We start from the raw sequence: 17042 nt of genomic DNA on the forward strand, positions 1-17042 counted from the left end.
GTATTTTGCCAGTTATTATTTTAGGGTGATCCGGAGTGTCGGGAATGGCCTATCTTCTGCAGCAACTGGCGAATGCGGTGCCGCTCGCAGCGCTCTACGCCACGCTTGCCTTCGGCTATTCGATTGCCTTTGGTGTGACGAAGAGGGCCGACATTACCTACGGGGCGATCATCGCCTTTGCTGGCCAGGTTCTGCTGCTCTTCACGGACATGGCCTATAACCGGCTGTGGCTGGTGCTGCCGGCGGCGATCGCGATCGGTGTTTTCGCCTCGCTGGTCTATTCGGTGGGGGCAGGGATCTGGATCGGCCGATCCATCATGCAGCCGCTTGCCAGCAAGTCACCGAACACGGTCATGGTCGCCGCACTCGGCATGATGATCGTGCTGATGGAGACGGCACGCCTGGCCGCCAATACCCGCGCCATCTGGCTGCCGCCACTCCTGAACGACACCGTCACCTTCTGGAGCGACGGCGTCTTTCAGGTGACGCTTACCTATGTACAGCTTCTGGACACTCTCCTGATGTGCGCGATCATCGCGATCGGCGCGTTGATCGTGAAGCGCACAGCGTGGGGGCGTCTGTGGCGGGCCGTCATCGACGATCCGCTTGCCGCCGAACTCTGCGGCACCAACGCCAGCCGGGTCTTCCTGGTGTCCTATGCGGCAGCGGCACTCGTCGCCACCTGCTGCGGCATCCTTGCGACCTTCTACTACGGATCGATGGATTTCGGTGCCGGCTTGATGTTCGGCCTGAAGGTGCTGATGATTGCGGCCGTCGGCGGCTATTCCGATCCGCTGCGCTCGGCGGGCGGCGCGGCCGGCCTCGCGCTGGTCGAAACGCTCTGGGGCGCCTACGGCTCCTTCATCTGGCGCGATCTCGCCATTTTCTCGCTGCTGGTACTTTTGCTGGTGATGAGTCGCCGCGAACGCGTCGTGCTTTGATTATTTCCAGCGGTCGCGCGCCTTGTCGTCGGTGTCCTTTGCCGAGACCCATTCACCCGAACGTCCATCCTTGCCGTGCTCCTTCTTCCAGAAGGGTGCGGATGTTTTCAGAAAATCCATGACGAAGTTGGCGCCGTCGAAAGCCGCCTGCCGGTGCGGGGCCGCTGCGACGACCAGCACGATGTTCTCACCCGCCGCAATCTCGCCGAAGCGGTGGATGGCGGTGAGGCCGTTGAGCCCGAAGCGCTCGATGGCAAGTTCGCCGATGCGGGTCATTTCCGCTTCTGCCATGCCGGGATAGTGTTCGAGTTCGAGTGCCGAGAGTATGCCGCCTTCATCGCGGCAGAGGCCGGAGAAGGTGACGACCGCTCCGATGCCGGACTTGCCTTTGGAAAGCCGGTCGACTTCCGTCTGCAGGTCGAAATCTTCGCGCTGGACGCGGATGGTGGGAGTGACGGTCACCGCATAGACCTCCATGGAAGTCGAGCACTACCCTGAACTCCCTCATTCCTGTGCTTGTCACAGGAATCCAGTGCGCCCAAGTCCTTGGGCGCGGGAGAAGCAGTTCCCCAAAGGAAAGAGTCATTCACCGCGCAGACGCGCGGCAGCTGGATTCCTGTGACAAGCACAGGAGTGAGGGAGAGAAAAGCAGACGCTGCTCTATCCATTGCTCAGCCCTCCAAAGCCCATTGAGCGGCCGTTCTCACCCACCCGTCATCGGCGGGAAAATGCCGATTTCCTTTGCGCCTGTTATCGGCTCGTCATGCTCCACATGTTCATGATCGATCGCGACCCGGATCACATCGGGATATTGCAGAACCATCTCATATTCTTCGCCCAGGCCCTTCAAATGATTCAGAAGATCGGCAACGCTGACGACGGAGGAGGGGAGTTCGATTTCCTCCTCCCCCTTGCCGATGCGTTCGCGCACCCAGGCGAAATAGACAAGCCGTGTCATTCTTCGTCATCCACGATATGTTTGAGCCCGGCTCGGAAATAATCATAGCCGGTGTAGATTGTCAGCAGAGCGGCGATCCATAGAAGCCCGATACCCGTCTGCGTCGTATAAGGGAAAATTTCGTCGCCCGCGGGCCCTGCAAGCAGGAAGGCAATGGCGATAAGCTGCAGTGTCGTCTTCCATTTGGCGATGCGCGTCACCGGCACGCTGACCTTTAGAGCTGCCAGATATTCCCGCAGGCCGGAAACCAGGATCTCGCGGCAGAGAATCGTGATCGCCGCCCAGATCGACCAGCCGGCGATGGTCTGATCGGCCGCGACCAGGAGAAGGATCGATGCCACCAGCAGCTTATCGGCGATGGGATCGAGCATGCGGCCGATATTCGAGGTCTGGTTCCAGATGCGCGCGAGGTAGCCGTCGAGGAAGTCGGTGATCGAAGCGACGATGAAGATCCACAGTGCCACCCAGCGCGCGGTGTTGCTGATCGACAGCTTGCCCTCGATGAAGAAGCAGAGAACGATCAGCGGCACAGCCAGGATGCGGCCATAGGTCAAGAGATTAGGGATGTTATACGCGCGCGATGCCATGAAGCGGTTCTCTTTGATAGTGCCGCGGTAGATGACGGCTTTGCCCTTCGACCGTCAACATTCTTTCTGTTTTTTTGCCGCCTTTGCGCGGAATTTTGCGACCAGCGCCGCTTATTTCGCGGCGTCGTCGTGAAAATGATTGTAGACCTGCTTTGCGACGGTCTCGGAAATCCCTTCCACCGCCATCAGATCGGAAAGCGCGGCGCGCGACACAGCTTTCGCCGTACCGAAATGCTGCAGCAGCGCCCGCTTGCGCGACGGGCCAATGCCGCCGATTTCGTCGAGCGGGTTCTTGACCATCTCCTTCTTGCGCCGCGCGCGGTGGGAGCCGATCGCGAAACGGTGCGCCTCGTCGCGCATGCGCTGGATGAAGTAGAGTACCGGATCGCGCGGCGGCAGCGTGAAGCTTCCTTTGCCCGGCGCAAAGAAGCGCTCGCGCCCGGCTTCACGATCCACACCCTTGGCGACGCCGATGGCAATCACGCTGTCGGTAATGCCAAGCTCGTCAAGGATCGCGCGTACCGCCGTCATCTGCCCCTGGCCACCGTCGATGAGGATCACATCGGGCCAGGCGGGGAAAGGCATGTCGGCCGCATCTGCGGCAGAGACCTGTGCGCTGCGATCGGGAATCCCCTCTTCCTTGAGCAGGCGGGAGAAGCGCCGCGTCATAACCTCCCGCATCATGCCAAAGTCGTCGCCGGGTGTGATCTCGGTCGATTTGATGTTGAACTTGCGATACTGGTTCTTCACGAAGCCTTCCGGCCCGGCGACCACCATGCCGCCGACCGCATTCGTACCCATGATATGCGAGTTGTCATAGATCTCGACGCGCTGCGGCACGTAGGGCAGCCCGAAGGTTTCCTTGAAGCCTTCCAGCAGCCGCGATTGCGAGGCCGTTTCAGCAAGCTTTCGCCCGTGCGCCTCGCGGGCATTGGCAATCACATGTTCGACGAGATCGCGCTTTTCGCCGCGCTGCGGAACGAGGATCGAGACCTTGTGCCCGGCCTTTTCGCTAAGTGCGGCGGCCAGCAGTTCCAGTTCCTCCACTGTTTCCGATAACATGATCTGCCGCGGCACCGGCTTGTCATCGTAGAACTGCGCGAGGAACGCGTTCAGCACCTCGGCGCCTGACAGTTGCGGGTCGGCCTTCGGGAAATAGGCGCGGTTACCCCAGTTCTGGCCGGTGCGGAAGAAGAACACCTGAATACAGGAAATCCCGCCTTCGTGATGGATGGCGAATACGTCAGCCTCCTCGACGCCGGCAGGATTGATGCCCTGGTGGCTCTGCACATGCGAGAGCGCGGCAAGACGGTCGCGATAGATAGCGGCCCGCTCGAAATCGAGATCCTCGGCCGCGGCATTCATCGCCTCCGCTATATGCTCTTTCACCTTCTGGCTCTTGCCGGACAGGAAGTCCTTGGCTTCCTGCACCAGCTCCGCATAGCCCTCGTCGCTGACCTCACGGGTGCAGGGACCGGAACAGCGTTTGATCTGGTAGAGCAGACAGGGCCGGGTGCGCGTCTCGAAGACGCTGTCCGTACAGGTGCGGATCAGGAAGGCGCGCTGCAGCGAATTGATCGTGCGGCCGACGGCGCCTGCCGAGGCGAAGGGGCCGAAATAGTCGCCCTTGCGGGCGCGGGCGCCCCGATGCTTGAAGATGGCAGGTGCGCGGTGGTCGGCAGTGATCAGAATATAGGGAAACGACTTGTCATCACGCAGCAGCACATTAAAGCGCGGCCGCAAGCGCTTGATCAGATTCGCTTCCAGGAGCAGCGCCTCAGTCTCCGTCCGTGTCGTGACGAATTCCATATTGGCGGTCTGGCGCACCATCTGGGCGATGCGGTTGGAATGCACGCGCCCCATCGCGTAATTGCCGACGCGCTTCTTCAGGCTGCGGGCCTTGCCGACATAGAGCACGTCACCCGCCTCGTTGAACATGCGGTAGACGCCGGGGCTGTTCGGCAGGCGCTTGACGAATTCGGCGATCAACTCTGCACCGATAAGGCCGGTTTCGTTGATGCTGCCGGCATTCCAGTCGACCGATGCGGAAATCGGCGAGGCAGAGGCATCGCCTTCCACCTCGATGATGTCGTCGTCGGTTTCATCGGTTTCGTCGTAAAGAACACCGCCATCGGGCAGCTTCTTGGCATTCATTCCTTGATCTCCAGCACATCAGGCGTCTGCCATGCGAGATGCTGGCCGCCGTCGAGTGCAATCATCTGCCCCGTGATCGAGGGGGTGTCGAACAGAAAACGAATCGTTCGGCCGAATTCCTCGAGCTCAGGTCCACGCTTCAAGATAAGGGCTGAAACCTGCGCTTGGAAGTCTTCCTGCAATTGCCGTTCGCTTGGTATCGAAGGGCCGGGACCGATCGCATTGACGCGAATGCGCGGCGCGAGCGCCTGCGCCATGGTCTGCGTCGCCGTCCACAGCGCCGATTTCGACAGCGTATAGGAATAGAAGCTCGGCCGCAGTGCCCAGACACGCTGGTCGATAACGTTGACGATCAACCCCTCATGCGCCTCCGGCAACTGCTCGGCGAATTTGGCGGCAAGGATCGATGGTGCGCGAACATGGACGGCGAAGTGCTCGTCCCACACCTGCGCATCGAATTTGCTGAGGGAGTCCTCAAGAAAAATCGATGCATTGTTGACGAGAAGATCGATCGGCCCAAGCGCCTCGCATGCCTTCCCGACAAGACCTGCGGTCTCTCCGATTTGGGCAAGATCGGCCTGGATCGCAACCGCCCGGCGTCCTCTTTGCCGCAATTCCGCCGCAAACTCCTCGGCCTCATCGAGCGAGCCATTCGCATGGATTGCAATCGAAAATCCATCAGCAACAAGGTCTTCGGCGATTGCCCGGCCTATTCTCTTGGCGGCCCCCGTCACCAGCGCCGCGCGAAGTCTTTTCTTGGTCAAGATGCTGCCTTCTGGTCCTGCGAGTCCGTTTGCTGACTATATAAGAGCAGGCTTTGATTATATAAATAGGTTGAAACGATTGCCTGCGTGGACCGGATATTCTATGTATTATTTGCGATCGCGATTTGTTAAAATAAGTATTGTAAGTTTAACTGTTTATTATCCTTAATAAACGGTATGTTGCAACCAAGCAACATCGAATTTCTGCCGTCGCGGAGCCACAATGATATCACAATTTGGCTCTTTCAAATCCGCATTTGCATTCCAATTTCACTCTCGATCCGGAAGGGACATTTATGTAATCCCCCGTGAATGCTTCGCCGAGTTTGAGTTGACGAGCGCGCGGGACTGAAAGGAGATAAGTATGCGTATACTCTTTGCTGGCCTCATGGCTTCCGCTCTTGCCGTTGGCGGTTTCTCGGTTGCACAGGCGGCTGACGCCGTGGACCAGGTCCCGCAGGCGCCGGTCGCTGAGGAAACCCCGGCTCCGGTCAACAACTGGCAGGGCTTCTACCTCGGTGGTGCTGCGACCTACAACATGGGCAGCTTCGGTTCCGATCGTGACACCTATGATTGGGGCGGCCAGCTCTTCACCGGCTACAATTTCCAGCAGGGCCAGATCGTCTACGGCGCTGAAGCCGATCTTGGTTATGGCAATGCGGACGTTACCGAAGGCGGCATCAAGAACAAGACCGGCTGGAACGGCTCTGTCCGCGGCCGCGTCGGCTACGATCTGAACCCCTTCCTGCTCTACGGTACCGCAGGTCTGGCGCTCGCCGATACCAAGGTCTCCGACGGCACGTCTTCCGACAGCAAGACCGCCTATGGCTACACGGTCGGCGCCGGTGTCGAAGCCTTCGTCACCAACAACATCACGACGCGTCTCGAATACCGCTACACCGACTACCAGAGCAAGGATTACAACCTCGACTCCGGCAGCGTCTCGCGCGGCTTCGATGAAAACAGCGTCAAGGTCGGTATCGGCGTCAAGTTCTGATCCTGATTGCATATGACATGAAAAAGCCGGACCTTGTGCCCGGCTTTTTTATTCTCTTCTTGCGTCTCAGGCTTGCGGCTTCAGTTGCTCGTAGCCGTCGAACTTCTTCTCGAACTCCCTAAGCCAGCCGATGAGCTCGGCATGATCTTCTTCCCACTGGCCCTTGAAGCGCAGGTCGAGGTAGCCGATCGTAGCGGCCAACGCGAAATGCCCGCCATGCAGCCTCTTGCCGAGCTTCGGCGTATTGGCGGCCAGGAAGTTCAGCGCGGTCTCGACCTTCTTCCACTGCCGGTCGATCCAGGGCTGATGTACCTTTTCTTCGTCCCGGAAGCGGCGCTCGTAGACGATCGCCAGCAGGCAGTCGCAGACCCCGTCGCACAGCGCTTCCAGCACTTCGGCATCGGTACGCTTGCCCTTCTTGGAAGGATAGAGCTTGCCCTTCTTGAGTCGGTCGAAATAGTGCATGATGGCGATGCTGTCGAAGATGGAAACACCGTCATCCGTCAGCAGCGTCGGGATCTTGCCGAGTGGGTTGTTGTCCACGAGGATCGCCGGCCCCGCATTCGTATCGACCCGGATTTCCGTGATCTCGAGGCCGAGATGGCGGGCAGCCATGCGCACCTTGCTGGAGAAGGGGGAGGTCGGGGAGCAGAGAAGCTTCATGGGGCACCTTTTGGATATGCTGATGGCGCCGGACTATCCCCGAGCGCGAGGGTCGGTCAATCGGCCTTGGCTGGCTTCGTTTCTGCGCGCAGCCAGAAGGCCCGTTGCGACGCGAAACGGTCTTGCGCCAAATGGTCCTTCAAGGCTGGCAGCAGTTGGTGCAGCTCGTCCTTCAGCGTAAAGGGCGGATTGACGATGATGAGACCTGAACCGGTCAGCCCCGTCGTCTCGCGGTCGCTGCGCACGGCAAGTTCGGCGCAGAGCATCTTTGGAATATCGGTTGCCTGCAGCGCTTCGTGGAATTCCTTGATCGGTGCGCCTTTCTTCAACGGATACCAGAGGCAGTAGGTACCACCAGGAAAACGCCGGTAGGCCTTGGCGAGGCCATCCACCAGCCGCTCATATTCGCCGTCCTCTTCGAAAGGAGGATCGACGAGCACGATGCCACGCTTTTCCTTGGGCGGCAGGTGCGCGCCGAGCGCCAGCCAGCCGTCAAGCTCGGTGATACGCGCATGGTGATCGCCTTCGAAGACGCGATGCAGGCGGACAAAATCTTCCGGGTGCAGTTCCATCGCCGAAAGCCTGTCCTGCGGGCGGAAGAGCATGCGTGCTAATTTCGGCGAGCCCGGATAGAAGCGCAGACCGCCCTGCGGGTTCAGCTCACGGATGGCGGAAAGGTAGGGTTCCAGAAGCTCGGAAACCTGTGGGCCGAGCTCGGTCTCGAGCAGTTTGCCGATACCACCTTGCCATTCCCCGGTCTTCTGCGCTTCCTCGGAGGAAAGATCGTAGAGGCCGATGCCGGCATGCGTGTCGAGTACGCGGAAACCCGTATCCTTCTTCTGCATGTAACGGATCAGCCGCGCCAGCACCGCATGCTTCAGCACATCGGCAAAATTGCCTGCATGATAGATGTGGCGATAGTTCATTTTCGCTGATGCCTGTTACGAATTCGGATCATTGGGAGTTTTTGTGCCTTTTGGGCGGTCGAGCCTTGGCATATAGAAATCGCATGAACATTGCGACCCCCATCCACGCCAAATCCCGGATCGGCCATACGGCCTGCCCGCACGACTGTCCATCCACCTGCGCGCTGGAGGTGGATATTACGGAAGACGGCCGCATCGGCCGTATCAGAGGCGCGAACGACCATTCCTACACGTCGGGCGTCATCTGCGCCAAGGTCGCCCGTTATGCCGAGCGCCTCTATCATCCCGATCGCCTCATGCATCCGCTGCGCCGCACCGGCGCTAAGGGGGCAGGGCAGTGGCAGCAGATTTCCTGGGAGGACGCGCTGGACGAGATTGCCGAAGCCTTCGTGAAGGCCGAAGCCAAGGATGGCAGTGAGGCCATCTGGCCCTATTTCTACGCCGGCACCATGGGCTGGGTGCAGCGCGATTCGATCGAGCGCCTGCGTCATGCCAAGCGCTATTCCGGCTTCTTCTCCTCGATCTGCACCAATCCCGCCTGGACCGGCTTCACCATGGCGACCGGGATGCTGCGCGGTCCCGATCCGCGTGAGATGGCGCGCACGGATTGCGTCGTCATCTGGGGCACCAACGCGGTTGCCACGCAGGTCAACGTGATGACCCACGCGATCAAGTCACGCAAGGAGCGCGGTGCCAAGATCGTCGTCATCGACATCTATGACAATCCGACGATGAAACAGGCCGATATGGCACTCATCGTCAGGCCCGGCACCGATGCAGCACTTGCCTGCGCCACAATGCACATCGCCTTCCGCGACGGTTATGCCGACCGCGACTACATGGCGAAATATGCCGACGATCCCGCCGGCCTTGAAGCGCATCTGAAGGCAAAGACGCCGGAATGGGCCGCCGCCATCACTGGCCTTTCGGTCGAGGAGATTGAAGCCTTGGCCAAGCTCGTCGGCACGACCAAGAAGACCTTCTTCCGCCTCGGCTACGGCTTCACCCGTCAGCGCAACGGCGCGGTCGCGATGCACGCGGCCGCCTCGGTCGCCACCGTACTCGGCTCCTGGCAATATGAGGGCGGCGGCGCCTTCCATTCCAACAGCGATATCTTCCGCATGGACAATGCGGAGCTGACCGGAAAGTCGATGAAGGATGCCGATATCCGCATGATCGACCAGTCGCAGATCGGCCGTGCGCTGACTGGCGATGCCGTCGCACTCCGCCATCGCGGACCGGTGACGGCGATGCTGCTCCAGAATACCAATCCGGTGAACATCGCCCCGGAACAGCGGCTGGTGAAGCGCGGCTTTGCCCGCGACGATCTTTTCGTCGCCGTCCACGAGCAGTTCATGACCGAGACGGCGGAAATGGCCGATATCGTCATTCCCGCCACCATGTTCGTCGAGCACGACGATATCTATCGCGCCGGTGGCCAGAACCATATCCTGCTTGGGCCTAAACTGGTCGAGCCGCCACCGACCGTGCGGACCAACCTCTTCGTCATCGAGGAATTGGCAAAACGCCTCGGCGTCGCCGATCGCCCCGGCTTCGGCTTCACGGCCCGCGAAATGGTCGATCGCGTTCTGGCTGCAAGTGGCCTGCCCGATTATGACCATTTCCTCGAACACAAATGGTTCGATCGGCAGCCCGCCTTCGAGGAAGCGCATTATCTCAATGGCTTCGCCCATCCTGATGGCAAATTCCATTTCCGCCCCGACTGGGTGAATGGTGCTGCCCCGAACAAACCGCCAGCTTCCCTCGGGGCGCTCGGTCCCTATGCCGAGCTGCCGCCGTTTCCGGATCAGGTCGACGTCATCGAAGTTGCCGATCGGGATCACCCCTTCCGCCTGGCGACCTCGCCGGCGCGCAGTTTTCTGAATTCGAGTTTCTCGGAGACAAAGACCTCCCGCCAGAAAGAAGGGCGTCCGGAAGTGATGATCAACCCTGTTGATGCCGAGGCCAATGGCGTCAGCAATGGCGATCTCGTCCGCATCGGCAATGTGCGCGGTGACCTGCGCATCCATGCCCGCATCACGACGGAGGTCAAACCCGGCGTGCTGATTGCCGAAGGTCTCTGGCCCAACAAGGCGCATATCGATGGCGAGGGCATCAACGTACTCACCGGCGCCGATCCCGTGGCGCCCTATGGCGGCGCTGCCGTCCATGACAACAAGGTCTGGCTTCGCAAGGACGTCACCAAGGAAATTGCATGACGCAATCGAAAGCAAAAGTGGAAATCGCCGGCAAGGAAAGCCTGTCCGACGGATGGACGAAGCTGGTCGGCTATCAGCTCGATTACACCGATAGCAAGGGCGAGACCCATCGCCTGCCGCGCGAGGTCTATCATCGCACACCGGCCGCCTGTATTCTGCTTTATGATCCAAAACGCGATATCGTCGTGCTAGTGAAGCAGTTCAGGCTGCCCGCTTATCTGAACGGCGATCCCGCCTGGATGATCGAAGTCCCGGCCGGTCTGCTCGACGGTGATGAACCTGAGGCCGCCATCCGTCGCGAGGCGATGGAGGAGACGGGATATATGGTTCGCGAGGTCCGCTTCCTGTTCAAATCCTATACAGCTCCCGGCTCGATCACTGAGGTCGTGCATTTCTTCGCCGCAATGATCGACAATGCCGACCGTGCATCCGATGGGGGCGGTCTGGAGGAAGAGCACGAGGATATTGAGGTGCTGGAAATCCCGCTGTCCCAGGCTCTCGCGATGATCGAAAAGGGTGAGCTCATCGATCTCAAGACGATCACTCTGCTGCAATGGTTGGTCGTAAACAAAGGGCTCCTTGGAGCCTGAAACTTCCGTTTTGCAACTTGACGGCCGGGGTCCATTCGCCTCGGCTGAATTTCTCGGAACTCTTCATGCAATTGTCATGAAGCGGGACTAAGCACTGCGACGCCACCTTGCATCCGCTTCAGGTCCTCGCGGCCTGAAGTCAGAACACTTCTGGAATTGCCTCAGTCACCGATCAGCGAGATAAGCTGGGATTTGGGGTTGGCATCAGAAGCTGTCGCTCCGACCGCTTTACCACCTTCCATCTTCACCTTGCCTTCGGCAAAGAGCCTGAGAGCTTGCGGATAAAGCTGGTGCTCGATGATCAGCACACGTCCTGCCAGCGTATCGGCGGTGTCGCCTGAAAGTACAGGCACGGCGGCCTGGCCGATAACAGGGCCTTCATCCATGCCTTCGGTAACGAAATGCACCGTGCAGCCGGCGATCCGCATGCCGGCGTCGATCGCCCGCTGATGCGTGTGCAGCCCTGGAAAGAGCGGCAACAGGGAAGGGTGGATGTTGATGATCCGGCCTTCATGGCGCTGGATGAAAGTGCCCGAAAGCAGACGCATATAGCCGGCGAGACAGATGACATCGGGGGAAAGCTTATCAAGCGCGGCAAGGATCGCCGCCTCGTGAGCGTCCTTGCTGGCATAGTCTTTGCGCACGAAAGCAAAAGTCGGAATGCCCTCCGCCGCCGCCTTGGCAAGCCCGCCTGCGTCGGCCTTGTCGGAAATCACGCCGACGATCTCGGCCGGGTAGTCCGCAGCCTTTGCCGCCTGCACCAGCGCCATCATGTTGGAGCCGCCGCCGGAAATGAAGACGACAGCGCGTTTGCGCGGCGAACTCATAGAGCAAGCGTACCCTTGTAGATAACACCGGCATCGCCTTCGGTGCGAGCGACCATGCGGCCGAGTGTAACCACCTTCTCGCCTTCCGCTTCAAGGACGTTGGAGACGGAGGTAACATTCTCTTCGGCGACGACGACGATCATGCCGATGCCGCAGTTGAAGGTGCGCAGCATCTCGTTGGCTTCGACGCCGCCTGTCTTGGCAAGCCACGAGAAAACGGCTGGCGCCTCGACGGCGGCAAGATCGATCTCGGCGGCAAGGTGCTTCGGCAGCACGCGCGGAATATTTTCAGGAAAACCGCCGCCGGTGATATGGGCGAGCGCCTTCAGCGCACTCGTCTCACGGATCGCCTTCAGAAGCGGCTTCACATAGATACGGGTTGGCGTCAGCAACGCTTCGCCGAGCTTCTTGCCCTCGACAAAAGGCGCCGGTGCATCCCAGCCGAGGCCGGAAAGCGAAACGATCTTGCGTACCAGCGAGAAGCCGTTGGAGTGGACGCCGGAGGAGGAGAGGCCGAGAATGACATCGCCTTCGGCAATATCGCCCGATGGCAGCAGCTTGCCACGTTCGGCGGCACCCACCGCAAAACCGGCAAGATCGTAATCACCGGAGGAATACATGCCCGGCATTTCCGCCGTTTCACCGCCGATCAGTGCACAGCCTGCCTCGCGGCAGCCGGCGGCGATACCACCGACGATCGCTGCACCCTGGTCCGGATCGAGCTTGCCGGTCGCGAAATAGTCGAGGAAGAACAGGGGCTCGGCACCCTGGACGACCAGGTCATTGACGCACATGGCGACGAGGTCGATACCAACGGTGTCGTGATAGTCTGCGTCGATCGCGATCTTCAGCTTGGTGCCGACGCCATCATTGGCGGCGACAAGCACGGGATCCGTAAAGCCGGCGGCCTTGAGATCGAACAGGCCGCCGAAGCCACCGATCTCGCCATCAGCGCCCGGACGGCGCGTGGAGCGCACGGCTGGCTTGATCTTTTCCACCATCAGGTTTCCGGCATCGATGTCGACGCCTGCATCGCTATAGGTCAGGCCGTTTCTTCCAGACTGGCTCATGCTGATCTCCGGAGGATTTAAAGCTGCGGATAAGGGACCGCGTCACATGCCGGTCGCAATTGCATGAGAGTGCGCTTTATGCAAGCGTTGCAAGGGAAAAGCCCCCATTTTCCAGCTAATCCCTGTGCGCTTTCCGGATTCGGTGCAACTGGGTTGACCATCTTTGCGCCTCCATCCTATGTGCTGGAGCGGCCAGCGTCGTTCTAAAGCGGCGTGGGCAGAGGCGAGCGATCAGCGGGGAAGCGATGCTACAACAGGTCAGCGGAACGATTTTGAAGCGCCAGGTCATCTTCTGGGCGACGGTTCTGCTCGTCTTCGTCGCTTTCCTTTACATCTTCAGTTCGATCCTGCTGCCCTTCATCGCCGGCATGACGATCGCCTATTTTCTCGATCCGGTGGCCGACAGGCTGGAGCGGCTGGGCTTGAGCCGTCTGATGGCGACCATCGTCATCCTGGTGGCCTTCGTCATCGTCTTCACGCTGGCGCTGGTGATCCTGATCCCTGTCCTCATCAACCAGTTCAACGATTTTGCCCAGCGCGTGCCGGGCTATATCAGCCAGCTGCAGCAATTCATCGCCAACTATCAGGATTCTGTGCTGCCTGGCTGGATCAGAGGCCAGCTGGGGACCATCAAGGACAATTTATCCGGCATCTTGTCGGAAGGCATGGGCTTTCTGACAGGTCTGTTCGCGCAGATCTGGAATTCCGGCAAGGCAATCGTCGATGTCATCTCGCTTCTCGTCGTCACGCCGGTCGTTGCCTTCTACATCCTGCTCGATTGGGATCGCATGATCGCCAAGGTCGATCAGTGGGTACCGCGCGACTACGTGAGCGACGTGCGCCAGATCGCCACCGAAATGAATCAGGCGATCGCGGGCTTCATCCGCGGTCAGGGCTCGCTCTGCCTTATCCTCGGTATATATTACGCCTTGGGCCTGTCGATCGTCGGCTTGAACTTCGGCCTGCTCATCGGGCTTTTCGCCGGCATGATCAGCTTCATTCCCTATGTCGGCTCGCTGGTTGGTCTCGTCCTTGCCATTGGCGTGGCGCTCGTCCAGTTCTGGCCTGATTATGTCTGGATTGTCGCCGTTCTGGCGGTCTTCTTCTCCGGACAGTTTCTGGAAGGCAATATCCTGCAGCCGAAGCTCGTCGGCTCCAGCGTCGGCCTGCATCCCGTCTGGCTGATGTTCGCGCTCTTTGCCTTCGGCGCGCTCTTTGGTTTCGTCGGCCTGCTGATCGCGGTGCCTGCCGCCGCTGCGGTCGGCGTCCTTGTCCGCTTCGCGCTTTCGCGCTACCTTCAGAGCGATCTCTACTATGGCGGGTCGCCGGGCGGCCGGGCCGGGAAGACGAAATCTGTTTCCGATGAATGACGTGAAGAACGCTGATCCGAAGCGCAAGGCCGGAGAACAGCTTCCCCTGGCCTTTTCGCATGACGCCGCAACCGGGCGCGATGACCTCCTGGTTTCGGAGCGGCTGGCCGCTGCCGTTTCGATCGTCGATGCATGGCCGAGCTGGCCGTCGCCCGTCGTCATCCTTGCCGGTCCCGTTGGCTCCGGCAAATCGCATCTCGCGGGCATCTGGAAGGAATTGAGCGGAGCGAAGGTCATCCATCCCGTGGCCGGTTCCGATGCAGCGATCACGGCTGCGAATGGTCCCGTCCTTTTTGAAGATGTCGACCGCGCGGGCTTCGATGACGTCAAGCTCTTTCATGTCATCAACAGCGTGCGGGAAAATGGCACCAGCCTGCTGATGACGAGCCGTCTCTGGCCAATGTCTTGGCCGGTCACGCTCGCTGATCTGCGTTCGCGCCTGAAGGCCGCGACGATCGTCGAAATCGGCGAACCCGATGAGGGATTGCTGTCGCAGGTCATCGTCAAGCTCTTTGCCGACCGGCAGCTTTATATAGATGACAAACTCGTCCTTTATATCGTCAATCGCATGGAACGGTCGCTGAGCGCCGCCCAGACGATTGTCGAAAGGCTCGATCGGCTGGCGCTTTCCAGAGGCACAGGGATTACCCGTTCGCTTGCCGCCGAAGTATTGAATGAATTGGGCAATTCCGGCTTGGGCGATTGACTGTCACAGTTCCGTCGTGAAACTGATATATTCGCCGAGCGGATAAAAGCAGGGTGAGTGGACCATGGATAGTGCTTATCAGGAACATCAGGAAGCCACCCCAGACAACAATGTCGATCTGCCGCCGCTGGAGCAGCTGCTGTCGAGCCCTGAGCGCTTCATAAACCGTGAATTCTCCTGGCTGCAATTCAATCGCCGTGTCCTCGAGGAGACGCTGAACACCGAGCATCCGCTGTTGGAACGCGTGCGCTTCTTGTCGATCTCGGCTGCCAACCTCGACGAATTCTTCATGGTGCGGGTCGCCGGCCTCGAAGGCCAGGTGCGCCAAAGCATCGTGATCAAGAGCCCGGATGGTCGCACTCCCGCCGAACAGCTCGATTCGATCCTGAGCGAGATCGATCATCTGCAGATGGAACAGCAGGCGTCGCTCGCCGTCCTGCAGCAGTACCTCGCGAAGGAAGACATCCTAATCGTACGTCCGGGTGCGCTGAGCGACGCCGATCGCCAATGGCTGGCAAACGAGTTCGAGCAGGCGATCTTCCCGGTGCTGACGCCGCTATCCATCGATCCTGCCCATCCGTTCCCGTTCATTCCGAACCTCGGTTTCTCGATCGGCCTGCAGCTCGTCAGCCGCAATGGCCGCGAGCCGATGACGGCCTTGCTGCGCCTGCCGCCGGCGCTCGACCGCTTCATTCGCCTGCCTGACGACCGCAATACGATCCGTTACATTACTCTGGAAGACGTCGCCAACATCTTCATTCACCGGCTTTATCCCGGCTACGAGGTGCAGGGTTCGGGTACCTTCCGTGTCATCAGAGACAGCGATATCGAAGTCGAGGAAGAGGCCGAGGATCTCGTGCGCTTCTTCGAAACCGCGCTGAAGCGTCGGCGCCGCGGCAAGGTCATCCGCATCGAGACGGATTCCGAAATGCCGGTTTCGCTGCGCCAATTCGTGGTCCAGGCACTCAGCATTCCGGACAATCGCGTTGCGGTTTTGCCAGGCCTTCTGGCGCTCAACACGCTCTCCGAAATCACCAAGGCGCCGCGCGACGACCTGCGCTTTCCGCCCTACAATGCGCGATTTCCCGAACGTGTCCGTGAACACGCCGGTGATTGCTTCGCCGCCATCAGAGAAAAGGACATGGTGGTCCACCACCCTTACGAGTCTTTCGACGTTGTGGTGCAGTTTCTTCTCCAGGCTGCGCACGATCCTGATGTTCTGGCGATAAAGCAGACGCTCTACCGTACATCGAACGACAGCCCGATCGTACGTGCTCTGGTCGATGCCGCCGAAGCCGGCAAATCGGTGACGGCGCTGGTCGAGCTCAAGGCCCGCTTCGACGAAGAAGCCAATATCCGCTGGGCGCGTGACCTGGAGCGCGCCGGCGTGCAGGTCGTCTTCGGTTTCATCGAGCTCAAGACCCACGCCAAGATGTCGCTCGTCGTCCGTCGTGAGGAAGGCAAGCTGCGCACCTACTGCCATCTGGGCACCGGCAACTACCATCCGATCACAGCGAAGATCTATACGGACCTGTCCTTCTTCACCTGTAACCCTGTGATCGCCCACGATATGGCGAATATCTTCAACTTCATCACCGGTTACGGCGAGCCCGAAGAAGGGATGCAGCTTGCAGTTTCGCCTTACACGCTGCGCCCCCGCATCCTTCGCCACATCAACGAAGAGATCGAGCATGCTCGCGCCGGCCGTCCGGCGGCGATCTGGATGAAGATGAACTCGCTGGTCGACCCCGATATCATCGACGCTCTCTATACGGCGAGCCGTGCCGGCGTCGAGATCGATCTCGTCGTGCGCGGCATCTGCTGCCTGCGTCCGCAGGTGCCGGGCCTGTCCGACAATATCCGCGTGAAATCGATCGTCGGCCGTTTCCTCGAACACAGCCGTATCTTCTGCTTCGGCAATGGTTATGGCCTGCCGTCCGACAAGGCCCTTGTCTATATCGGCTCGGCCGACATGATGCCGAGAAACCTCGACCGCCGTGTCGAAACGCTCGTTCCGCTGACAAATCCGACCGTTCACGAGCAGGTTTTGTCACAGATTATGCTCGGCAACGTGATTGACAATCAGCAAAGCTACGAGATATTGCCCGACGGTACGTCAAGGCGCATGGAAGTGCGTAAGGGCGAGGAACCGTTTAATGCGCAGCAATATTTCATGACCAATCCCAGCCTGTCGGGCCGCGGTGAAGCTCTGAAATCGAGTGCGCCGAAGCTGATTGCCGGCCTGCTTGCCGGCCGGAACAACAAGTAAA

The 17042-nt window shown here is 59.8% G+C and carries 16 protein-coding genes; 7 read left to right on the forward strand and 9 right to left on the reverse strand.

Translation table 11 applies throughout. The features are described 5' to 3' along the window. The first annotated feature begins 44 nt into the window (after positions 1-44). A complete protein-coding gene (locus JNB85_RS11725) occupies positions 45-941 on the forward strand; it encodes a branched-chain amino acid ABC transporter permease (protein ID WP_220334529.1) in 897 nt (298 codons plus the stop codon). Here the strand turns inward: JNB85_RS11725 and JNB85_RS11730 are convergent, their stop codons facing one another. The 5 genes from JNB85_RS11730 to JNB85_RS11750 form a co-directional block, all read right to left on the reverse strand. After that, the gene (locus JNB85_RS11730) at positions 942-1403 is read right to left on the reverse strand and encodes a molybdenum cofactor biosynthesis protein MoaE (protein WP_220334530.1); all 462 of its coding nucleotides are present in this window, start codon (positions 1401-1403) and stop codon (positions 942-944) included. Positions 1404-1644: 241 nt separating this feature from the next. Further along, entirely contained in the window at positions 1645-1899 is a 255-nt protein-coding gene (gene moaD / locus JNB85_RS11735; RefSeq protein ID WP_220334531.1) for a molybdopterin converting factor subunit 1, read from the reverse strand. After that, positions 1896-2486, reverse strand: coding sequence for a CDP-diacylglycerol--glycerol-3-phosphate 3-phosphatidyltransferase (gene pgsA, locus JNB85_RS11740; RefSeq protein ID WP_220334532.1), 591 nt, complete (start codon positions 2484-2486; stop codon positions 1896-1898). The genes moaD and pgsA overlap by 4 nt, the downstream gene beginning before the upstream one ends. A gap of 111 nt (positions 2487-2597) precedes the next feature. Beyond that, entirely contained in the window at positions 2598-4640 is a 2043-nt protein-coding gene (uvrC, locus tag JNB85_RS11745) for an excinuclease ABC subunit UvrC (protein WP_220334533.1), read from the reverse strand. Continuing rightward, positions 4637-5404: an SDR family oxidoreductase gene (locus tag JNB85_RS11750; protein WP_220334534.1), complete on the reverse strand. Its 768-nt coding sequence runs from the start codon at positions 5402-5404 to the stop codon at positions 4637-4639. The genes uvrC and JNB85_RS11750 overlap by 4 nt, the downstream gene beginning before the upstream one ends. A 364-nt stretch (positions 5405-5768) precedes the next feature. Between JNB85_RS11750 and JNB85_RS11755 the strand changes: the two genes are divergently transcribed. After that, positions 5769-6401 carry an outer membrane protein gene (locus JNB85_RS11755; protein WP_220334535.1) on the forward strand — a complete coding sequence of 211 codons (633 nt, stop codon included), beginning with the start codon at positions 5769-5771 and terminating at the stop codon, positions 6399-6401. Between the two features lie 66 nt (positions 6402-6467). Here the strand turns inward: JNB85_RS11755 and JNB85_RS11760 are convergent, their stop codons facing one another. Next, positions 6468-7064, reverse strand: a complete 597-nt coding sequence (locus JNB85_RS11760) for a glutathione S-transferase (protein ID WP_220334536.1) — start codon at positions 7062-7064, stop codon at positions 6468-6470. 56 nt (positions 7065-7120) lie between these two features. Further along, positions 7121-7990, reverse strand: coding sequence for a 23S rRNA (adenine(2030)-N(6))-methyltransferase RlmJ (locus tag JNB85_RS11765; protein ID WP_220334537.1), 870 nt, complete (start codon positions 7988-7990; stop codon positions 7121-7123). 8 nt (positions 7991-7998) lie between these two features. On the opposite strand from JNB85_RS11765, the gene JNB85_RS11770 reads away from it, so the two are divergent. Both JNB85_RS11770 and JNB85_RS11775 read left to right on the forward strand, forming a co-directional pair. Next, on the forward strand, positions 7999-10209 hold the full coding sequence (locus tag JNB85_RS11770; RefSeq protein ID WP_220334538.1) for a molybdopterin-containing oxidoreductase family protein: 2211 nt from the start codon (positions 7999-8001) through the stop codon (positions 10207-10209). Then, positions 10206-10799, forward strand: a complete 594-nt coding sequence (locus JNB85_RS11775; protein WP_220334539.1) for an NUDIX domain-containing protein — start codon at positions 10206-10208, stop codon at positions 10797-10799. Before JNB85_RS11770 ends, JNB85_RS11775 begins: the two co-directional genes overlap by 4 nt. 161 nt (positions 10800-10960) lie before the next feature. On the opposite strand, the gene purN is transcribed toward JNB85_RS11775, so the two are convergent. Together purN and purM are read right to left on the reverse strand one after the other, a co-directional pair. Next, positions 10961-11626, reverse strand: a complete 666-nt coding sequence (gene purN, locus JNB85_RS11780) for a phosphoribosylglycinamide formyltransferase (protein ID WP_220334540.1) — start codon at positions 11624-11626, stop codon at positions 10961-10963. Next, the gene (gene purM, locus JNB85_RS11785; RefSeq protein WP_220334541.1) at positions 11623-12696 is read right to left on the reverse strand and encodes a phosphoribosylformylglycinamidine cyclo-ligase; all 1074 of its coding nucleotides are present in this window, start codon (positions 12694-12696) and stop codon (positions 11623-11625) included. Before purM ends, purN begins: the two co-directional genes overlap by 4 nt. 245 nt (positions 12697-12941) lie before the next feature. On the opposite strand from purM, the gene JNB85_RS11790 reads away from it, so the two are divergent. From JNB85_RS11790 to JNB85_RS11800, 3 genes are all read left to right on the forward strand, one after another. Beyond that, a complete protein-coding gene (locus JNB85_RS11790; protein ID WP_220334542.1) occupies positions 12942-14066 on the forward strand; it encodes an AI-2E family transporter in 1125 nt (374 codons plus the stop codon). After that, the gene (gene hdaA / locus JNB85_RS11795) at positions 14059-14772 is read left to right on the forward strand and encodes a DnaA regulatory inactivator HdaA (RefSeq protein WP_220334543.1); all 714 of its coding nucleotides are present in this window, start codon (positions 14059-14061) and stop codon (positions 14770-14772) included. Before JNB85_RS11790 ends, hdaA begins: the two co-directional genes overlap by 8 nt. Positions 14773-14836: 64 nt before the next feature. Continuing rightward, entirely contained in the window at positions 14837-17041 is a 2205-nt protein-coding gene (locus JNB85_RS11800; protein ID WP_183822272.1) for an RNA degradosome polyphosphate kinase, read from the forward strand. Position 17042 lies beyond the last annotated feature (1 nt).

This window comes from Rhizobium mesosinicum (assembly GCF_019511345.1).
Taxonomy (GTDB): domain Bacteria; phylum Pseudomonadota; class Alphaproteobacteria; order Rhizobiales; family Rhizobiaceae; genus Rhizobium; species Rhizobium mesosinicum.